We start from the raw sequence: 17,186 nt of genomic DNA, 5'->3' as shown, positions 1-17,186 counted from the left end.
AGGCCCCAGTCCAAGGACTGGGGCCAACCGCGGAGAATGGGGGATTTGAACCCCCGAGGGCGTTAACCCAACACGCGTTCCAGGCGTGCGCCATAGGCCGCTAGGCGAATTCTCCTTGCTTCCGATTCGAAAGCAGATACTACTGTACCTGAGAATTTCAGCATCGTGTAATCGGGCTAAATGACCACCCCTGCGAAGCCTCGGAAACTCCCCGGATGCCGCCTCAAACACCCCCGTTAACGGAAAAATGGACGCCCCCAACGCGCCCATTCTTGCGGTACATCGTTGAGCTACCGGGTCCGGCCCCTCGCCCCCAGGCCCCGCAGCTCACAATCTTGAGATTGCCCCAATCGGTGTACATACCCATGGTCCGCTGTGGCTCCGGCTTTTGCAATGGTTGAGACCTGTTTGTAGCCGAACTTTATTGACACGATGTCTCCATGACGCAGCTGTACACCCTGGTTGTTTACGTTCCCGAGACACATATCGAGGAGGTTCTTCTGGCCATCGGCGACGCCGGCGCCGGCCGGATCGGCAACTACTCCCACTGTGCTTTCACCTCGCCCGGCACCGGCCGTTTTACGCCTTTGCCCGGTGCGCGTCCCGCTGTTGGCCAGGTGGGGATTGAGGAGCAAGTGCCCGAAACCCGGGTTGAGTGCGTGGTGGAGGAGGACAAGCTCGACGCCGTCGTGCGGGCTCTGCGGTCCGCACACCCTTACGAGGAGCCGGCTTTCATGACGTGGCCGGTGAATGGTTGGCGGTGATTCGGCGCAACCAAGCCACCCGCCGTCGAGCGTTATCCACAGACCTCCCGGCCGATTCGAACCCCAACCCAAGTTCGGGTAAGCTTGTCGACGGCCCCTCATGTGGCGTCATCCTGTTGAACTCCCCCAGGACCGGAAGGTAGCAAGGGTAGATGGGCTCTGGCGGGTGCATGAGGGGTCACTTATTTAAATGTCAGTCTCTATAGGTAGGTTTCACTTGTGACTGTTACAACTGCCCTGTATCGAAGGTATCGCCCGGACTCTTTCGCGGACGTTATCGGGCAGGAACACGTCACGGAGCCGCTGATGACAGCGCTCCGCAAGAACCGCGTGAACCACGCCTACCTTTTCTCCGGCCCCCGCGGTTGCGGCAAGACCACGTCCGCGCGCATCCTTGCACGCTGCCTGAACTGCGCCGAGGGCCCCACTGACACCCCTTGCGGCAAGTGCCCCAGTTGCATTGAACTTGCGCGCGGGGGCTCCGGCTCACTGGACGTCATCGAGATCGACGCCGCCAGCCACGGTGGCGTTGACGACGCCCGCGATCTCCGCGAACGCGCAACCTTCGCTCCCGTCCGGGACCGCTACAAGATCTTCATCATCGACGAAGCCCACATGGTCACGTCGGCCGGCTTCAACGCGCTCCTGAAGATCGTCGAAGAGCCGCCGGAACACATCAAGTTCATCTTTGCCACCACGGAGCCGGACAAGGTCATCGGCACCATCCGGTCCCGCACGCACCACTACCCCTTCCGATTGGTGCCGCCGGAGCCGCTGATGCAGTACCTCGAGCTCCTCTGCCAGCAGGAGAACGTTCCCGTGGCACCCGGCGTACTCTCGCTCGTCATCCGGGCAGGTGGGGGTTCCGTTCGCGATACTCTGTCCGTCCTGGACCAGCTGATGGCAGGCGCCGGACCGAATGGCCTGGACTACGAACTCGCTGTTGCGCTGCTCGGCTACACCCATGCTTCCTTGTTGGATGACATCGTGGACGCCGTTGCAGCCTCCGACGCCGCGGTGGTCTTCAAGGCTGTGGACCGCGTCATCCAGACCGGTCATGACCCCCGGCGGTTCGTTGAGGACCTGCTGGAACGCTTCCGCGACCTCATTATTGTCCAGGCGATGCCCGAGAGCGCCCAGGCGATCCTTCGCGGCATGCCGGCGGACCAAATCGCCCGGATGCGCAACCAGGCAACCAACCTCGGTGCGGCCGAGCTGTCCCGCGCAGCCGACGTCACCAACACCGCGCTGACGGAGATGACAGGCGCAACCTCGCCCCGGCTGCACCTTGAGCTGCTGTGCGCGCGGATACTGCTCCCCAGCGCCGAACAAACCGAGCGCGGTATCGCTGCCCGGATCGATCGCGTCGAACGCCGCCTCAATTACGGGGCCGACGGCGGCACCCCGGCTGTTGCTGCTGCCCCACCGGCTGCTGCGGCTACTGCTGCCCCACCGGCTGCTGCGGCTACGGCGGCTGCCCCGGCCGGTCAGCCGGTTCAGGCAACACGGGACAACCAGCCGGCACCCGCGGCTCAGGCGACACGGGACAACCAGCCGGCACCCGCGGTTCAGCCTGCCCCAGCGCCTGCGGGTGCTCCCCCGCACAGCACCCTAGCCCCGCGTTCGGAAAGCGAACCCAACGAGGCAGGGTCCCGTGGCGCCCTGACAGCTCCGCGGGTCTCGACCAACGATTGGCCTGTTGAGGACCGACCCACAGGTGGTCGTCCTCCGCAGGGTCCTTCAGCGGAAAGTGTCACGCAGGCCCCGCCCGCTTCGACGCCAGCGCAGCGGCCACAATCCGCACAGGCTCCAACAGCTCCACCGCAAACTGCCCAGCAAGCACAGCCCGCGGCAGCCCCGGAGCAGTCCGCACCCGCGCAGGCACCGGCACCCCAGGCACCAGCACACCAAGCACCGGCACCCCAGGCGCCAGCACCCCATGCACCGGCAGCGCAGCCGAACGCGACCGCGCAGCCGAACGCGACCGGAGGAGCGCCTGCTCCCGCCCACGCTGGCGGCGGCGGAGACGTGGAGGCCCTGCGTCGTGCATGGCCCGATGTCCTGCAGACGCTGACCAAGATCAAGCGCAGCACTTGGGCATTGGTGGAACCCAACGCCCAGGTTGCGCAGTTCGACGGCCAGGTTCTGACTCTTGCCTTCACTACTGGCGGCTTGGCGGGTGCTTTCGGCCGTGCTGATCACTCCGAGAACCTTCGCCAGGCTATTCACAAGACCCTTGGCATCGACTGCCAGATCATGGCAGTCGCTGGCGGCAACAGCTCAGCGAGCTCTGAGCCAAACCCAAAAGCGCCTACTAGCCGGCCGTCGCCGGCTGCTGCACCTGCGGGCGCCCCTGCGTCGGTTGGTGAGGACTCGCCCGCGGCAACAGCAGCAGGTGTAACGTCAGGGCCCGCTGAAACAGCAGTAGCACCGGCACCGGTGTCAGCTGTCGACTCCGCGTGGGGCCTTGCTCCGGCTTCCCCGCCTGCAGTAACTCCGCATGGCCCCGTCACAGGAGCAACAGCCCCGCATGCCCCCCTTGCAGGAGCAGCCGCGCCGGCCACCCCCGCCCGGGAAGAGCCCAATGCTCCCGCAGCTCCCACCGCCGTGGAACCGAACACCCCGGGACCAGTCCATGCTGTCCCGGCCGCCTCCGCTCCCCCGGCTCCCCCGGCTCCCGAGCCGTCGCAGCCGGCCCCCGAGCCGTCGCAGCCGTCCGGCGATTACTCGTACCCTGACGACGATTGGGGTCCACCGCTCGACGAGGATGCGCCTCCTCTGGATGAAGAGCCGCCAGCGGACTGGGAGCCGCCGTCGGGCTATGGCCGTATGAGCTCACAACCGGCGACCTCCCCAGCGGCGAGCCCCGTGAGCACAGCTTCCCCGTCCACACCTCCGGCCTCAGCGTTGGACAAAAACCCGGCCGCAACCACGACTCCGAGCACAGCCACGACTCCGCGCGCCTCGAGCAGCACGTCCGACGACCCCTGGTCGCGCGCAGTCGAGCAGACGCCGGGCACATGGGTTGTGACCGCCGAATCCAACGTGGGCAAGAACCCCGCCCAAACGGTCGAAGAGCCCTCACCGGCAACGCACACCCCTCACTACGCACCCGCGGCAGCCCAGGTCCCGGAGCAGGAGCGGACGCCGGAGCAGGAGCGGACCCCGGAGCCGGCCTCCGGAACTTACGGCCATCCGACCACTGCGGAGCAGAACCCAAGCTCCAGCTGGGACGTCGCACCGGCGTCGAGCTGGCCCGGCACGCAATCCATGCCCGCGGCGGCAACCACCAGCGTTTCCGGGGCGAGCCCCAGCGTCGCCCCTGCACCGTGGCCGTCCCTCGCCGCCCAACCCGAGGAAGCGCACGGTTCGGTTGCCACGCTCGAGGAGGACGCGCCGTCGGGCAGTCCGAACGGCCGCCAAAGCTTGTATCAGCGGCTGACCAACAGCCCCGAGGCCCAAGCCGGACGTGTCCAGGCGCCCGCGCGGACCCCGGCAGCACCCACCGCTGTGACTGAGGACATCCCCAGTCCGGAGGACGAAACCATTGAGGAATCGAGGGTCTTTGGGCGTGCTGCGGTGGAGCGTATTCTGGGCGGAAAGCTGATCGAAGAGCGCGCCTTGGACGGTTCTCCCCTGCAAACCCGCTGACTCCAGCATTGATTTCAAACGAACGAGGACATTGTGTACGAAGGTGCAGTTCAAGAGCTGATTGATGAGCTTGGCCGGCTTCCCGGTGTGGGCCCTAAATCGGCACAGCGCCTGGCGTTCCATATCCTTGAGGCCGATCCGGAGGATATGAAGCGTCTGGTCACCGCGATCACCACGGTTAAGGAACGCGTGAAGTTCTGCTCCGTTTGCTTCAACGTTACTGAGCAGGAAACCTGCAATATTTGCCGTGATCCGCGCAGGGATCCCTCGGTTATCTGCGTCGTGGAGGAGTCCAAGGATGTCCTTGCCGTCGAGCGCACCCGGTCCTTCCGGGGCCGCTACCACGTGCTGGGCGGGGCCATTAATCCCATTGCGGGCATCGGGCCCGAGCAGTTGCGGATCCGTGAGCTGCTGACGCGCCTGAATGACGGCGCCATCCAGGAAATCATCATCGCCACGGACCCCAACCTTGAGGGTGAAGCCACAGCTACCTACCTGGCCCGCATGCTCAAGTCGATCGGCATCGCTGTGACCCGGTTGGCCTCCGGTTTGCCGGTGGGCGGAGACCTTGAGTACGCCGATGAAGTGACCCTCGGCAGGGCCTTCGAGGGCAGGCGCAACGCACTGCTCTAAAGGACGGGAGCGTCAGCTGGTTCGGGCCTTCCGTGCCCTCCGCCGGCGGGCTGGAACGAGCACCGCTGCAGCCACCAGGGCCTGAAGCATAAGGCCGGTGATGGCCACCGGGACTGTCGGCGCAAGCCCTTCGCTGGACTCCCCGCCGAGACAAGGCACGTCGCGGGAGGGGCCGTCGGCGGTCCATTGCAGCCCGGACAGCACCCAGCCCAGTTCGTTATCGGCTGGGACCATATCGGCCGCAACGCTTCCCAGGAGCAGCCCGGGGTTGGATGCGGCCAGCCATGCGACCCGCTCAGTGTGGGCAACCTCCACCGGGCGAAGATCGCCGACGCACTCGTAGGCATTGATCCTGCCGGAATCGTCGCGTTCCACGTTGACCGGCACGGAGGCCTGGTCAATGACGGTGGTTCCAGGCAGCAACAGAATGGTCAGAACCACATTGCCTGCGCACAGGAAGGCGACCACCAGCACAGCCAAGGCAGCGCCTGGCCCCACGGTGGCAAAGCAGCTCCTGGCGCCCGAACCGATCAGCCCGAACAGCACCACTTCCAGGACAATAACGACGACGGCGGCACCGGCCAGCGCGATCGGGCCACCAACGGTGAGGCCCACCACGAGCAACGCAGCGCATGCCAGGAAGGCCAATGCCACGCCGCGCATGGCTCCGGAGAGAGCCAGGACAAGAATGCTTCCGTGGAAATGACGGAAACCCCAGAGGGTTCCCAGGATTGCGGCTGCCATGGCCAGGAACACCGCCATGATCAGGTGGATGGCGCTTCCGATCCTTACCTCGAACCAGCCGTTCGATTGCCCCAGGGCAACCACTGCCAATGCCGCGCCCCAAGCGAGGGCAATCCCCAGCACGCAGGCCAGCCAAAACCACCACGAGGCGAAGGACTTCCGGGTGTTCCCCCACGCCTCACGGACAGCAACATTGAAAGGACCCGGAGTTCCCGGCGGCCCGGGATCGCCCTTTGGGCCTGACCGGCTGGACGGTTGATCGTCGATCACGCCGCCGATCAGCTCGTATTCGGGCTCGTCCCGGGCCGGAGCCGCCCGTTTGTTCAGGTACGCCGGCCATCGCCGCTCGCTAACCTCATGAAGTGGATGGTACGCCCGGCGCGTCATCACCGATACGCCGGCAGGTTGAGGTTTCACGGGAAGATCCCAGCCTGGGGTGCCACCATAAGCCCATGGTCTCCAGCAATGGTCTGTTCAGGCGTCCCCGTCCCATCAAGCCCGCCCCGGGTCAGGAATCGGTGTGGGATTACCCGAGGCCGCCCAGGGTGGAGCCTCGGTCCGAACGGGTGGTGGTCCGGCTTGGAGGTCAGGTGATTGTTGATACCACCGATGCCGTGCGGGTCCTCGAAACCAGCCACCCTCCGGTCTACTACGTGCCCTTGGACGCTTTCCCTGCCGGGGTGCTCATCCCTGTTGGAGGCACCACTTTCTGCGAGTTCAAGGGGCAAGCCAGCTATTTCACCCTCACTGCCGGCGGCACCGTTGTTGAGCGTGGAGGCTGGACGTATCCGAGTCCCACCCGCGGCTTCGAAGCGCTGGCCGGCAAGGTGGCGCTTTACCCCGAACATATGGACTCGTGCGAGGTGGACGGAGAGCGGGTGACGTTCCAGGAGGGCAGCTTCTATGGAGGGTGGATTACCCGGGGAATCGTTGGTCCATTCAAGGGCGGTCCGGGCACTGCCGGATGGTAGTGATGGCAGGTGGCCGCCATGTGGTCACAATTCCTGCCGGGGCAGTGCGCGGCGATAAACTGGGCAAATAAGCTACGCAGGCGTGCCTGAATTGGAGCATGCCGCGTTCGAACCCTATTGATGCAGTGAGGGTGCGCGCATGACTATGCCCACTACCGAAGTGAAGATCGAAGAGCTCTCCAACGAGGCTGCCATTACCAAGCAGCTGATCGTTCAGAAGTTCGGCGGCTCCTCGGTTGCCGATGCTGATGGCATCAAGCGGGTCGCACAGCGCGTCGTGGATGCGCAGAAGGCCGGCAACGAGGTTGTGGTTGTTGTCTCCGCAATGGGTGACACCACAGATGAACTCCTGGACCTCGCGGGGCAAGTCACCGACTCTGCTCCCGCCCGCGAAATGGACATGCTGTTGTCCGCCGGCGAACGAATTTCCATGGCCCTGCTCGCCATGGCCATCAACAAGTTTGGCGCCTCGGCCCAGTCCTTCACGGGCTCCCAGGCCGGCATGATTACCGACGGCATCCACGGCAAGGCGCGGATTATCGACGTCGACCCCCACCGCATCCGCACCGCGCTGGACAAGGGCCACATTGCCATCGTGGCCGGTTTCCAGGGCATGAGCCGCAGCACCAATGAGATCACCACCCTGGGCCGCGGCGGCTCGGACACCACCGCCGTTGCTTTGGCCGCAGCGCTGGAAGCCGATGTCTGCGAGATCTACACGGACGTGGACGGCATCTACACCGCTGACCCCCGGGTGGTTGCCAGCGCCCAGAAGATCGACCGAATCTCCAGCGAGGAAATGCTGGAGCTGGCCGCTTCCGGAGCCAAGATCCTGCACTTGCGGTGCGTCGAGTACGCACGCCGCTTCGGGGTTCCCCTGCATGTCCGTTCGTCATTCAGCCAGCACGAAGGCACCTGGGTCATCCCGGGTGCCGAGGAAAAGTTCACCATTGAAGAGGGAGTTGCCTTGGAGCAGCCAATCATCTCCGGCGTTGCACACGACCGGTCCGAAGCCAAGGTCACCGTTGTGGGCGTACCGGATATCCCGGGCAAGGCTGCCGCGATCTTCCAGGTGATTGCGGATGCGCACTCGAACATCGACATGATTGTCCAGAACGTTTCCACCCACGGCACGGGCCGCACGGATATCTCGTTCACCCTGCCGATCGTTGAAGGCGCAGATGCCCTGGCCGCCCTTCGCGCTGCCGAGGGCCAGATTGGCTTCGAGAGCATCGAGTACAACGAGAATGTTGGCAAGCTATCCCTGATCGGCGCGGGCATGCGGTCGCACCCGGGCGTTTCTGCCACGTTCTTCAAAGCCCTCTCCGACGCCGGGATCAACATCGACATGATCTCCACCTCGGAAATCCGCATCTCCGTGGTGACCAGCGCCGACGCCTTGGATGACGCCGTCCGGGCCATCCACAATGCGTTCGAGCTCGACGGCGATGCCGAGGCTACCGTTTACGGCGGCACCGGCCGCTAAGCCAACCGCGGGCAACCGCCCCCCAAAGTACGTACCAGTTAAGGCCGTTCCGAGCTCTCGGAACGGCCTTAACTTTTACTTACTTGGGTGCTCAGTTGGGTGGGCGGGGGCCAGCAGGACGTCGATGAGTTGCCGGAGCCCGTCAGCCATGTCCACGTTCTTGTCATAGAGCCATTGCAGCTGGAGCCCGTCGAAAGCCGCCACTGTCAGCCGTGCCAGCATGACGGCGTCGACGTCGGTGCGCACCGCGCCGGAAGCCTGCCGCTGTGCGATGTCCTCAGCGATGTCGCTGACCACCGTCTGGTACCGCTCTTTGAAGTAGCCGTGTGAGGCGTGTTCGGGATCGTTCGCAGTAGCTGAGGCTACTGCGTAAAGGGTTGTCAGTCCGGGTTCACGCACGTTCCGCTCCGCGATGGGCGGCATCAGCCCCAGGCCCACCCCGGCGTCGCCACCTACGGCCAGTGACCGGCGGTCCCGTTCGGCGAGGACGGCCGTGAGCAGTTCCTGCTTGCCCTTGAAGTAGTGGAACAGGGTTGCTTCCTTGACACCCACCAATTCGGCAACGCGCTTGAGGGCGGTGCCCTCAAAGCCCTCGGTGGCGAAAACATCGGTTGCCGTTTGGATGATCTGTTCGCGGCGTTCGGCTCCCTTGGCATACGGGCCACGGGCCTTGGACGTAGACATTTGTTCAGTCTATTTCACGGCTTGAATATCGAGGGTCACTCGACTTTTTCGATAAAAACCTAGTCACACTAGGTTTTTGTCGCTAGAGTCATTGCAGCGGCCCAACGGTGGGCCACCCGATTCATCAGGAGGCAATGTGGCCCTCAATCTCGATCAGCACACGGCCGGCACGGAAGCCGCCGGGGCTGGAAACACCCCGCCAAAATCCGCTTCGCGCGCTTACGTCATCGGCATGCCCATCGCGAGCGCCGGGCTGTGGATGGCCGTCCTTGCACCAGCCTTGGTAGTTCTCGCCATCAAGGTTTCGGAGATCACCACCCCGGACACCCGCGCCGGGGCACTGAGCCTGGTGGCCGGCGTAGGCGCGGCAGTCGCTTTGCTCGCGAATCCCTTCGTCGGCCGCCTCAGCGACCGCACCACCTCCCGTTTCGGCATGCGTAAACCGTGGATTGTGGGCGGTGCCCTGGTGGGCTTGGCCGCCCTGTTCCTCCTGGGCTCGGCGACGAACGTGGGCACGGTCCTCATCGCCTGGGTAATAGCACAGCTGGGCTTCAACGCGGCACTGGCTGCCCTGGTCGCCACCCTTCCGGACCAAGCTGCCCCCGCCGAGCGCGGGCTGCTCTCCGGCCTGATAGGCATGACGCTGCCCATCGGCATGGTGGCGGCGGCTTTCTTCGCGCAGATGTTCGATAACGCGCTGCAGATGGCAGTAGTCCCCGGCATCGTGGGGACAGCCGTTGCCATCGTGTTCGCCTTTACGTTCAAGGACCGCGTCCTTGCCCAGAAACCTGCACCGCTGAATTTCAGGGAAATCGTGGGGTCCTTCTACTTCAATCCCAAGGCCCACCCGGGCCTGGGCTGGGCCTGGGTCACCAAGTTCCTGATCTACGTTGGCTACTGTGCCGGACTGCTCTACCTGCCGTACTTCTTCACGGACCACCTCCATGTCCCCGAGACCCAGGTGACCACCCTGGTGTTCCAAGCAACTTTGGTGAGCTCCGCAGGCACAGTGGTCACCAGCCTTGCTGCCGGATGGATCAGCGACAGGCTCGGCAAGCGCAAAGCCATGGTCATCCTCTCTGCCCTGATCATGATGGGCGGCCTGATTGTCATCGCCACCAGCACCACCACCGATCAAGTATTGGTGGGCCAGGGCATCCTCGGGCTGGGGGTCGGTGTCTTCAGCGCCGTCGACGTTGCCCTCATCACGGACCTCTTGCCCAAGGACCAGTCTGAGAACGCCAAGACCTTTGGGGTCTTCAACATCGCCCAAGCCCTCCCCCAGTCCTTGGTGCCCGCTATTGCCTTCCCTGTCATCGCCCTGGGCGGCTACCCCGCGTTGTTCCTCGGTGGTGCAGTTGTGGGCATCATCGGAGCCCTCCTCGTCACACGTATCAAAGGAGTCAAGTAAATGAATCTATCGGCAGCAGTCACAGCACCGGAAACAGGAGCACCGGACGCGGAAACCAGGATCCAGGAACTCGCCCGGAGCCTGACCCTCGAGCAGCAGGTGCAACTCCTGACCGGCGCAGATGTGTGGTCCACACACGCCGTCCCTGGGATCGGCCTGTCCCGCGTGGTCCTGTCCGACGGACCGGCAGGCGTCCGGGGCGAAGACTTCGATGAGCGGCATGACTCCGTCTCCTTGCCATCGTCGTCGGCCTTGTCCGCCACCTGGAGCGTCGAAACAGCTCACCGCTACGGGCAGGTCCTAGGCCAGGAGGCCCGCCGTAAAGGCGTACATGCCGTGCTGGGCCCCACCATCAACTTGCACCGCTCCCCGTTGGGCGGCCGCCATTTTGAGTGCATGAGCGAGGACCCCCGGCTCACTGCCACCATGGCCGCCGGGTACGTTGCCGGCGTGCAGTCCATGGGTGTTGGTGCCACGCCCAAGCACTACCTCGCCAACGAGGCCGAAACCGAGCGTTTCACCGCCGACTCCGTAGTGGACGAGCGTCCGCTCCGCGAGCTCTACCTGGCAGCCTTCGAGGACGCCATTACAGAAGCCCGCGCCTGGCTGGTGATGAGCTCCTACAACTCCATCAACGGCACCACTGCGAGCGAGAACAAGTTGCTGGAGACCCCGCTGTCCACTGAATGGGGCTTCGACGGCGTCGTAGTGTCCGACTGGACCGGCGTACGCTCCGTGGAGGCCGCAAACGCCCACCAGGACCTGGAAATGCCCGGCCCCGTGGGCCACTGGGGTCCCAAACTCCTGGCAGCGGTCAATGATGGCCGCGTCAGCCGGGAGGCGATCCTTGAGAAGGTCACCCGGATCCTGCGCCTCGCAGCCCGCGTGGGCTCCCTCGAAGGCTTCGAACCTGCAGTAACCCAGCTCCCGACGCAACTGGACGGGGCCGCCGTCGCGCGCGAAGTTGCCGTCCGCGGCGCTGTACTGGTCCGCAACAAGGGCATCCTGCCGCTGGATGCCAGGACGCTCGGCAGCGTCGCCGTGATCGGCCACAACGCCGACGAAGCCCGTACCCAGGGCGGCGGCAGCGCTACCGTCATGCCTAAGTACACCGTCTCGCCCTTGGAAGGCCTGCGGAAAGCACTGCCCGACGACGTCACGGTCACCTATGCGCGCGGCGCAAAGGTAGCCGAGGGCATCCAGCCCTTCCCCCGCACGTCCCTCCACAACCCGGTTACCGGCGTGCCCGGGCTTCGCGTGACATTCCTCGCCGACGACGGTACCGAAATCTCCGGTGAGGACCGACTGGCCTCGCACCTGATCTGGTTCGGCATCGGGATTCCCGACGGCGCCGCCTCCATCCGCATGGAAGCGGACTGGACAGCCGAAACAGCAGGGGTCCATCATCTGGGCGTCGGCACGGTGGGCCACATCCGTTTTGTCCTGGACGGGACGGAAGTGTTCAACGACGAGATCAAGGACGATACCGAAGTTTTGGGCGCCGCCCTGTTCGATCCGCCCAAGACCGTCCATGCCGTGGAAACCACCGCCGGCCAGAAGGTCAGGATCGAGGCCGAGTACCAGTTGCCCAAGGAGCAGGTCATTCCGTTCACGGCCATCCTCCTGGGCGAGGAAACAGTGGTGGCGGATCCGCAGGCCGAGATCGATGCCGCCGTGGACGCTGTCCGGAACTCCGACGTAGCTGTGGTGGTTGTCGGCACCAACGCAGCCATCGAATCCGAGGGCTTCGACCGCAAGGACCTGGACCTGCCGGGGTACCAAAACCGCCTCGTTGAAGCTGTGGTTGCGGCCAACCCGCGCACAGTAGTGGTGGTCAACTCCGGTTCGCCGGTGCTGATGCCGTGGCTGGACACTGTGGAAGCAGTCCTCCTGGGCTGGTTCGGCGGCCAGGAGTTCGGCAATGCCATCGCTGACATCCTGCTGGGCATCGAAGAGCCCGGTGGCCGCCTTCCCACCACCTGGCCTGCCACCCTGGAAGACGTTCCGGTCCTGAACACCACCCCCGTTGACGGCAAGGTGGTTTACAGCGAAGGAATCCACATCGGCTACCGCGCGTGGCTCAAGCAGCAAGCCGCAGGCGGCGCCGCTCCGGCCGTGCCGTTCGGCTATGGACTGGGCTACACCACCTTTGAACTCGGCACGCCCCATGCCTCCCGGGTGGTCACTGCCGGCAACGGCGTGGTGGTACACGTTCCGGTCAAGAACACCGGGACCCGTACCGGGCGGGAAGTCGTCCAGGTCTATCTGGAGCGCCCGGAATCGGACGTGGAACGCCCTGTCCGCTGGCTTGCCGGCTACGCCGGAACGCACCTCGCCGCCAATGGCACCGAGAGCGTGGAAATACATATCCCCGCCAAGGCGTTTGGACATTACGACGGCGGCTGGCAGTTTGAGCAGGGCACGTTCCGGCTGTTGGTGGGTCGCCATGCGGCCGACCAATTCCAGTCCTTGGACATCGAACTCCGGTAATACATGAGTAAAATCACGCCGGGTGGCGGGCTTTTTTGGCCGTCACCCACGTGGTTTTCGCCACAAGCGATGGAACTGGGGTATGGTATGGAATTTTCGTGGCATGCTGTACGTTGCATACCCGGTAACCCCCTAACACGAAGAGGCATTAAAAAGTGGCAGCCGATTACGACGAACTCCGTACCGATGTAAAAGAGAACCAGGAGCAGTCCCTCCAGGCTCTCCAGTCCGCCAGCGCTCCCACGGCCAAGAGTGTCGTGCTTGAACTGGACGAAACCGATGGCCTCGACGCCAACGGCCCCGGCGGCGAAATTGTTGCCGAAGAATTGGTGATCCAGGTTATTCCGCAGGCCAGTGACGAATTCACTTGTCATTCCTGCTTCCTGGTCCGCCACCGCTCGCAGATCGCACGCGAAAAAGATGGCGTCGCCTACTGCACCGACTGCGAAGGCTAAGACAGCCCACCCACCCCGGCGGAATCAACATCGTCAGGGAGTGCCGCCGTCGGGATTAAATTGCGGAAGGACCGGAGCAAACGCTCCGGTCCTTCCGCAATTAACAGCCCCTAAGGCCCAACTCCGGGACCGCCCATTGCCTTCTTACGGCGGTGGTTGGCGATCCTGAGTTGCAGGATCCTGGCCCCGCCCGCCAAGGCCACCAGCACGCCGCCGCCCACAGCCGCTATGAACAAGGTGGTGCCAAGGGCGAGTGTGCCTTCAAGGCCAAAGAACCGGACCGTGATCATGTCCTGGTTCTGGACGAAGAACACGATCAGCATCACCAGGACCACCAAGCCAACGGCCACGGCAACCCACAATGCGGCGGTACGTGTTGGCCTGTCGTGTCCCGTTGCCGGTGGCGGTATCGGGCGGCCCCGGTGCTCGGAACTACCTGGATCCGGGCGGGCCGAACTGCCCGGAACCCGTGCTGCATCTTCTTGGAAACTCATTGCGGCCCCCTCTGGACATCAGCATTTACCGTTCTTCCAACATAATAAGCATGCTGATTAGTTGCTCAACAGTGGCACGGTGGATTGACCGGGTCAAGGCGGCGGCCCTCAGCACAAGAGGAAGGGCCGGAGTTCGCGGTCCGGCCCTTCGGCATCTCACGCCCTGCTAGACGCTGTAATCGGTACTGGTGGGCCCGGGATCATTGTTCCGGACTGCATAGTGATGGCCTTCGGAATCTGTCTCGACGTCGAAGTTCTTCAGGTCCGCCTCGGAAGCGGTCTCGAAATCATCGTGCTTGTGCACCACGGGGCTGCCCGTGTCGCCGTGGGTCGCCGGTCCAAAAACAGACTGCAGCCGCTCGGTTACGTGGACGAAGCCTTCCATTCTGCGTCCCATGTTTCCACCTCCCTTCTTACCGGAGAGCGAAAAGCGGCAGGGCTGGCGCGTGCCGTTCAGTGAGGCAATATTACGCCCAAAACGAGGCTCCGAGGAGGGGTAATGCGGGGCCTACCGGAGGGATTTGTCGTCCGGATTGCGGGGCACAACGTAGGTGCTGCCATCGGGGCGCCGGAGGGTTTCCCACTGCTGGGTCTCGGCCTGGCGCTGGGCGAGCAGTTTCCGGTTGGCCTCGGTCATTTCATGGTCAAGGGAACTGCTGTGCGCGGGGCCGAAGACAACCCTGAACTTCCCCGTGGCACGCATGAACTTCCGGGTAAGAGATTCCTTGGCCACTTAAGATCGACTCCTTTTTAGACGGGTTCAATGAGTCCATAGTACGCTAATGATTAGTACACTAACTAATCAAGCAATCGTTCGGCGTAAGCTGATGGGTCCGCAAAACAGGAGGCAGCCGTGACGGCCGTAGACGAGACCATCCAGGAAACAGACGACCTCCTGCTGGAGCGCCAACTGTGCTTCGCCCTGACTGTGGCGTCCCGCAGCGTGGTGGGGGTCTATAAGCCCGTGCTGGAACGGCTTGGCCTCACGCACCCCCAGTACTTGGTGATGCTGGCCCTGTGGGAGCGCAGCCCCCGGACGTTGAAGGACATCAGCGACAGCCTCCTCCACGAGCCCGCAACGCTCTCCCCGCTGCTCAAACGCCTGGAGGAAGGCGGGCTCATCACCCGTGAGCGCGTTCCGGGGAACGAACGCGCCCTGGCCATCACCCTGACGGAAAAGGGCGCCGCCCTCCGGGGACAAGCAACCGCTGTGCCGGGTGAAATCCGCGAGCGCCTGCAGCTCAGCAGGGCGGAAGTGGCCGAACTGCACCAAGCCATGACGGGCCTGATCGCGGCAACCCAGCGGCACGACCGACCCTGACGGCGGCAGGCCGCCCGCGTGGCCCCTAGCCAAGCACCCCGCGCCGGTGGTCTTCTTGAAGCGAACACAGACGCGGGCATCACAAGAGCCCCGTAAAATGGACGCAACCTAGGAGATTCCATGCGCATGCGATTTGTTCGGCCCCTGTTGGCAGTCCTGGCCGTCGCCGGCCTGGCCGCATGCTCCGGTTCCCCCACGCCTGGTTCCACCAGCAGCGCAAGCCAAGCGCCGTCGTCGTCCGCCCCTTCAAGCGCGACCCAAAGCGCCACCCCAAGCGCCACCCCGTCCAGTAGCGCAACGGCAGCACCGGGAGCCGGCAACGCCGAACTTTCCATCACCCTGGTCGAGTCCACGGAAGCTGCGCCGCAGACGTTCACGCTCGTCTGCAAGGACGGCGTACCGGCCGCTGAAAGCAACCACCCGTCGGCCGCAGACGCCTGCACTACCATCAAGAACAGCCCGGCCATCCTCGGCCCCGCCCCCACCAAAACGGATCAGGCCTGCACCATGCAGTACGGTGGCCCGGCCACGGCCAAGGTGACCGGCGCAGTGGATGGCAAGGAAGTCACAGCGGCCTTCAACCGCACCGACGGCTGCCAGATCGCGCTGTGGGACGCCGCGAAGAGTGTCCTCGGATCAGATGGCGGCCTCTAGGCTGCGACACCTCCCCCAGGAGCAATGGCTCGGGCTGGAGGCAGCCCATCACGCCCGGGTGGCGCGCTACGCGGACCCCTACCTGGCGAGGCGTTCGGCCGGCAAAAAGCACCCCGTTGAGGACTTCCTGTTCACCTACTACACCCAGAAACCGGGACAGTTGCTGCGCTGGCATCCCGGCGACGGTACCGTCCTCAGCGGTCCGCGGGCCCTTGAGCGCGCCACCTGGAAGTTTTATCGAACGCTCGACGACACCGAACTCGCCGAGCACGGGCTGCCGGCAGGAACACCGGCGGTCACCTTTGATCGCGGCAGCTTCCTGGCCGACCGCGCCGAAGCTGTCCGCTTCGCGGGAATCATCCTTGCGGGCACGGCGAAGCGTCCAGCCCAGTTTGGCTGCTTCGGCCTGCACGAGTGGGCCATGGTGTACCGGCAGGAGAAGTTCGAACTCCGCCATGAATACCTGAAGCTGCGGCTTGGTGGTGAGGGCACGGATACCGTGGTGGAAGAGAACCGTATCCGGTGCTCGCACTTTGACGCGTTCCGCTTCTACACGCCGGACGCTACGCCACTGAATGAGCTCACCCCCACGCGCGAAAACCAACGGACCATGGAGCAGCCGGGCTGCCTGCATGCCAACATGGACCTCTACAAGTGGGCCTACAAGCTGACCCCTGCGCTGCCCAGCGAGCTGGTGATGGACTGCTTTGAGCTCTCGTGGCGGATCCGCGCCATGGATATGAAGGCCTCGCCGTACGATCTCGAAGAATGGGGCTACCCGCCCATCAGGATCGAGACACCGCAGGGCAAGGCCGAGTACGTTGAATACCAGCGGGCTTTCGCGGCCGAATCCCAGGAGCTGCGGGCCCGCGTGCTGCAGGCAGTAGATCCGCTCCTCACCGAGCTGGCCGGATTGGCCGCCTGAGCACCCGACGCCACCAGCGAAAGGTCACCATGGTTTCCCCCACGAGCGAGTCACCCAACAGCGAGTACGACGTCGACCTCACCGTCACGCTGACGGAGGCACCTGGCGCTGAACCACGCGAGTTCCGCCTTCGGTCCGCCGCCGGCGTCCTGTCACCGGACCCTGACTCCCTGGACTCAAACTTGCCGGACGCAGCCGCGGCGCTGGCCGCTGTCGAGCAATTCGGTGAGGAAGTCTTCTTTCCCGAGCCCCGCCCGGACCGGATCTGCACCCAGCAGTATGGCGGCCCGCAGGTAGCGGTGGTGACGGGCTGGTTCCGCGGGCGCAAAGTCAAGAGCCATTTCAGCCGCACGGACGGCTGCGAGATCGCACGCTGGAAGGCCCTGGCGTCCCTGCTGGGGAACACCGGAGGCTCCACAGGCAACATCTGATACACGCAACAGTGGCCGGCGGGAATCCCACCGGCCACTGTTTTTAAGGCATCAGTTACTGGATCAAGCGAA

The 17,186-nt window shown here is 64.3% G+C and carries 17 protein-coding genes, 1 tRNA gene and 1 other RNA gene; 13 read left to right on the top strand and 6 right to left on the bottom strand.

From position 1 onward, the window contains the following. Positions 1 to 30: 30 nt before the first annotated feature. Positions 31 to 115, bottom strand: a tRNA-Ser gene (locus LDN85_RS03520). A gap of 325 nt (positions 116 to 440) precedes the next feature. On the opposite strand from LDN85_RS03520, the gene LDN85_RS03515 reads away from it, so the two are divergent. From LDN85_RS03515 to recR, 4 genes are all read left to right on the top strand, one after another. Further along, on the top strand, positions 441 to 764 hold the full coding sequence (locus LDN85_RS03515; RefSeq protein WP_026548307.1) for a hypothetical protein: 324 nt from the start codon (positions 441 to 443) through the stop codon (positions 762 to 764). An 89-nt stretch (positions 765 to 853) separates the two neighbouring features. Continuing rightward, positions 854 to 950: signal recognition particle sRNA small type (ffs, locus tag LDN85_RS03510), an RNA gene on the top strand. Positions 951 to 983: 33 nt separating this feature from the next. After that, on the top strand, positions 984 to 4,415 hold the full coding sequence (locus LDN85_RS03505) for a DNA polymerase III subunit gamma and tau (protein ID WP_223944607.1): 3,432 nt from the start codon (positions 984 to 986) through the stop codon (positions 4,413 to 4,415). Between the two features lie 33 nt (positions 4,416 to 4,448). Continuing rightward, positions 4,449 to 5,048 (top strand): recombination mediator RecR, encoded by a 600-nt coding sequence (gene recR, locus LDN85_RS03500; RefSeq protein ID WP_026541824.1) that lies wholly within the window; start codon positions 4,449 to 4,451, stop codon positions 5,046 to 5,048. A gap of 12 nt (positions 5,049 to 5,060) precedes the next feature. On the opposite strand, the gene LDN85_RS03495 is transcribed toward recR, so the two are convergent. Next, positions 5,061 to 6,209 (bottom strand): hypothetical protein, encoded by a 1,149-nt coding sequence (locus tag LDN85_RS03495; protein ID WP_223944606.1) that lies wholly within the window; start codon positions 6,207 to 6,209, stop codon positions 5,061 to 5,063. Between the two features lie 35 nt (positions 6,210 to 6,244). Between LDN85_RS03495 and LDN85_RS03490 the strand changes: the two genes are divergently transcribed. Together LDN85_RS03490 and LDN85_RS03485 are read left to right on the top strand one after the other, a co-directional pair. Beyond that, the gene (locus LDN85_RS03490) at positions 6,245 to 6,763 is read left to right on the top strand and encodes a DUF427 domain-containing protein (RefSeq protein WP_223944605.1); all 519 of its coding nucleotides are present in this window, start codon (positions 6,245 to 6,247) and stop codon (positions 6,761 to 6,763) included. Between the two features lie 139 nt (positions 6,764 to 6,902). Then, positions 6,903 to 8,249, top strand: coding sequence for an aspartate kinase (locus LDN85_RS03485; RefSeq protein ID WP_026541822.1), 1,347 nt, complete (start codon positions 6,903 to 6,905; stop codon positions 8,247 to 8,249). 75 nt (positions 8,250 to 8,324) lie between these two features. Here LDN85_RS03485 and LDN85_RS03480 read toward each other — a convergent pair whose 3' ends face one another. Further along, complete coding sequence (locus tag LDN85_RS03480; protein ID WP_026548310.1) at positions 8,325 to 8,933, bottom strand: TetR/AcrR family transcriptional regulator; 609 nt, start codon at positions 8,931 to 8,933, stop codon at positions 8,325 to 8,327. Positions 8,934 to 9,069: 136 nt separating this feature from the next. Between LDN85_RS03480 and LDN85_RS03475 the strand changes: the two genes are divergently transcribed. The 3 genes from LDN85_RS03475 to LDN85_RS03465 all read left to right on the top strand — a co-directional run bounded on the left by LDN85_RS03475 (position 9,070) and on the right by LDN85_RS03465 (position 13,289). Continuing rightward, positions 9,070 to 10,344 carry an MFS transporter gene (locus LDN85_RS03475; RefSeq protein WP_223944604.1) on the top strand — a complete coding sequence of 425 codons (1,275 nt, stop codon included), beginning with the start codon at positions 9,070 to 9,072 and terminating at the stop codon, positions 10,342 to 10,344. Beyond that, the gene (locus tag LDN85_RS03470; protein ID WP_223944603.1) at positions 10,345 to 12,834 is read left to right on the top strand and encodes a glycoside hydrolase family 3 C-terminal domain-containing protein; all 2,490 of its coding nucleotides are present in this window, start codon (positions 10,345 to 10,347) and stop codon (positions 12,832 to 12,834) included. A 155-nt stretch (positions 12,835 to 12,989) separates the two neighbouring features. Next, complete coding sequence (locus LDN85_RS03465; protein WP_026541818.1) at positions 12,990 to 13,289, top strand: DUF4193 domain-containing protein; 300 nt, start codon at positions 12,990 to 12,992, stop codon at positions 13,287 to 13,289. Positions 13,290 to 13,399: 110 nt separating this feature from the next. Here the strand turns inward: LDN85_RS03465 and LDN85_RS03460 are convergent, their stop codons facing one another. The 3 genes from LDN85_RS03460 to LDN85_RS03450 form a co-directional block, all read right to left on the bottom strand. Next, on the bottom strand, positions 13,400 to 13,783 hold the full coding sequence (locus LDN85_RS03460) for a LapA family protein (protein ID WP_026548313.1): 384 nt from the start codon (positions 13,781 to 13,783) through the stop codon (positions 13,400 to 13,402). Between the two features lie 166 nt (positions 13,784 to 13,949). After that, positions 13,950 to 14,180, bottom strand: coding sequence for a hypothetical protein (locus LDN85_RS03455; RefSeq protein ID WP_026541817.1), 231 nt, complete (start codon positions 14,178 to 14,180; stop codon positions 13,950 to 13,952). 111 nt (positions 14,181 to 14,291) lie between these two features. Next, positions 14,292 to 14,516 carry a hypothetical protein gene (locus LDN85_RS03450; protein ID WP_026541816.1) on the bottom strand — a complete coding sequence of 75 codons (225 nt, stop codon included), beginning with the start codon at positions 14,514 to 14,516 and terminating at the stop codon, positions 14,292 to 14,294. A gap of 120 nt (positions 14,517 to 14,636) precedes the next feature. Here LDN85_RS03450 and LDN85_RS03445 point away from each other — a divergent pair, with 120 nt between their 5' ends. The 4 genes from LDN85_RS03445 to LDN85_RS03430 all read left to right on the top strand — a co-directional run bounded on the left by LDN85_RS03445 (position 14,637) and on the right by LDN85_RS03430 (position 17,114). After that, complete coding sequence (locus LDN85_RS03445; protein WP_223944602.1) at positions 14,637 to 15,104, top strand: MarR family transcriptional regulator; 468 nt, start codon at positions 14,637 to 14,639, stop codon at positions 15,102 to 15,104. Positions 15,105 to 15,224: 120 nt separating this feature from the next. Next, positions 15,225 to 15,758 carry an SSI family serine proteinase inhibitor gene (locus LDN85_RS03440; protein ID WP_223944601.1) on the top strand — a complete coding sequence of 178 codons (534 nt, stop codon included), beginning with the start codon at positions 15,225 to 15,227 and terminating at the stop codon, positions 15,756 to 15,758. After that, positions 15,745 to 16,683: a 3-methyladenine DNA glycosylase gene (locus tag LDN85_RS03435; protein ID WP_223944600.1), complete on the top strand. Its 939-nt coding sequence runs from the start codon at positions 15,745 to 15,747 to the stop codon at positions 16,681 to 16,683. The genes LDN85_RS03440 and LDN85_RS03435 overlap by 14 nt, the downstream gene beginning before the upstream one ends. Positions 16,684 to 16,712: 29 nt before the next feature. Next, entirely contained in the window at positions 16,713 to 17,114 is a 402-nt protein-coding gene (locus tag LDN85_RS03430; RefSeq protein ID WP_223944599.1) for a serine protease inhibitor, read from the top strand. The last annotated feature ends 72 nt before the right edge of the window (positions 17,115 to 17,186 follow it).

Origin of the sequence: Arthrobacter sp. StoSoilB20 (genome assembly GCF_019977295.1) — a bacterium.
GTDB classification, from domain to species: domain Bacteria; phylum Actinomycetota; class Actinomycetes; order Actinomycetales; family Micrococcaceae; genus Arthrobacter; species Arthrobacter nicotinovorans_A.
This window is presented reverse-complemented; position numbering and strand designations above follow the sequence as displayed.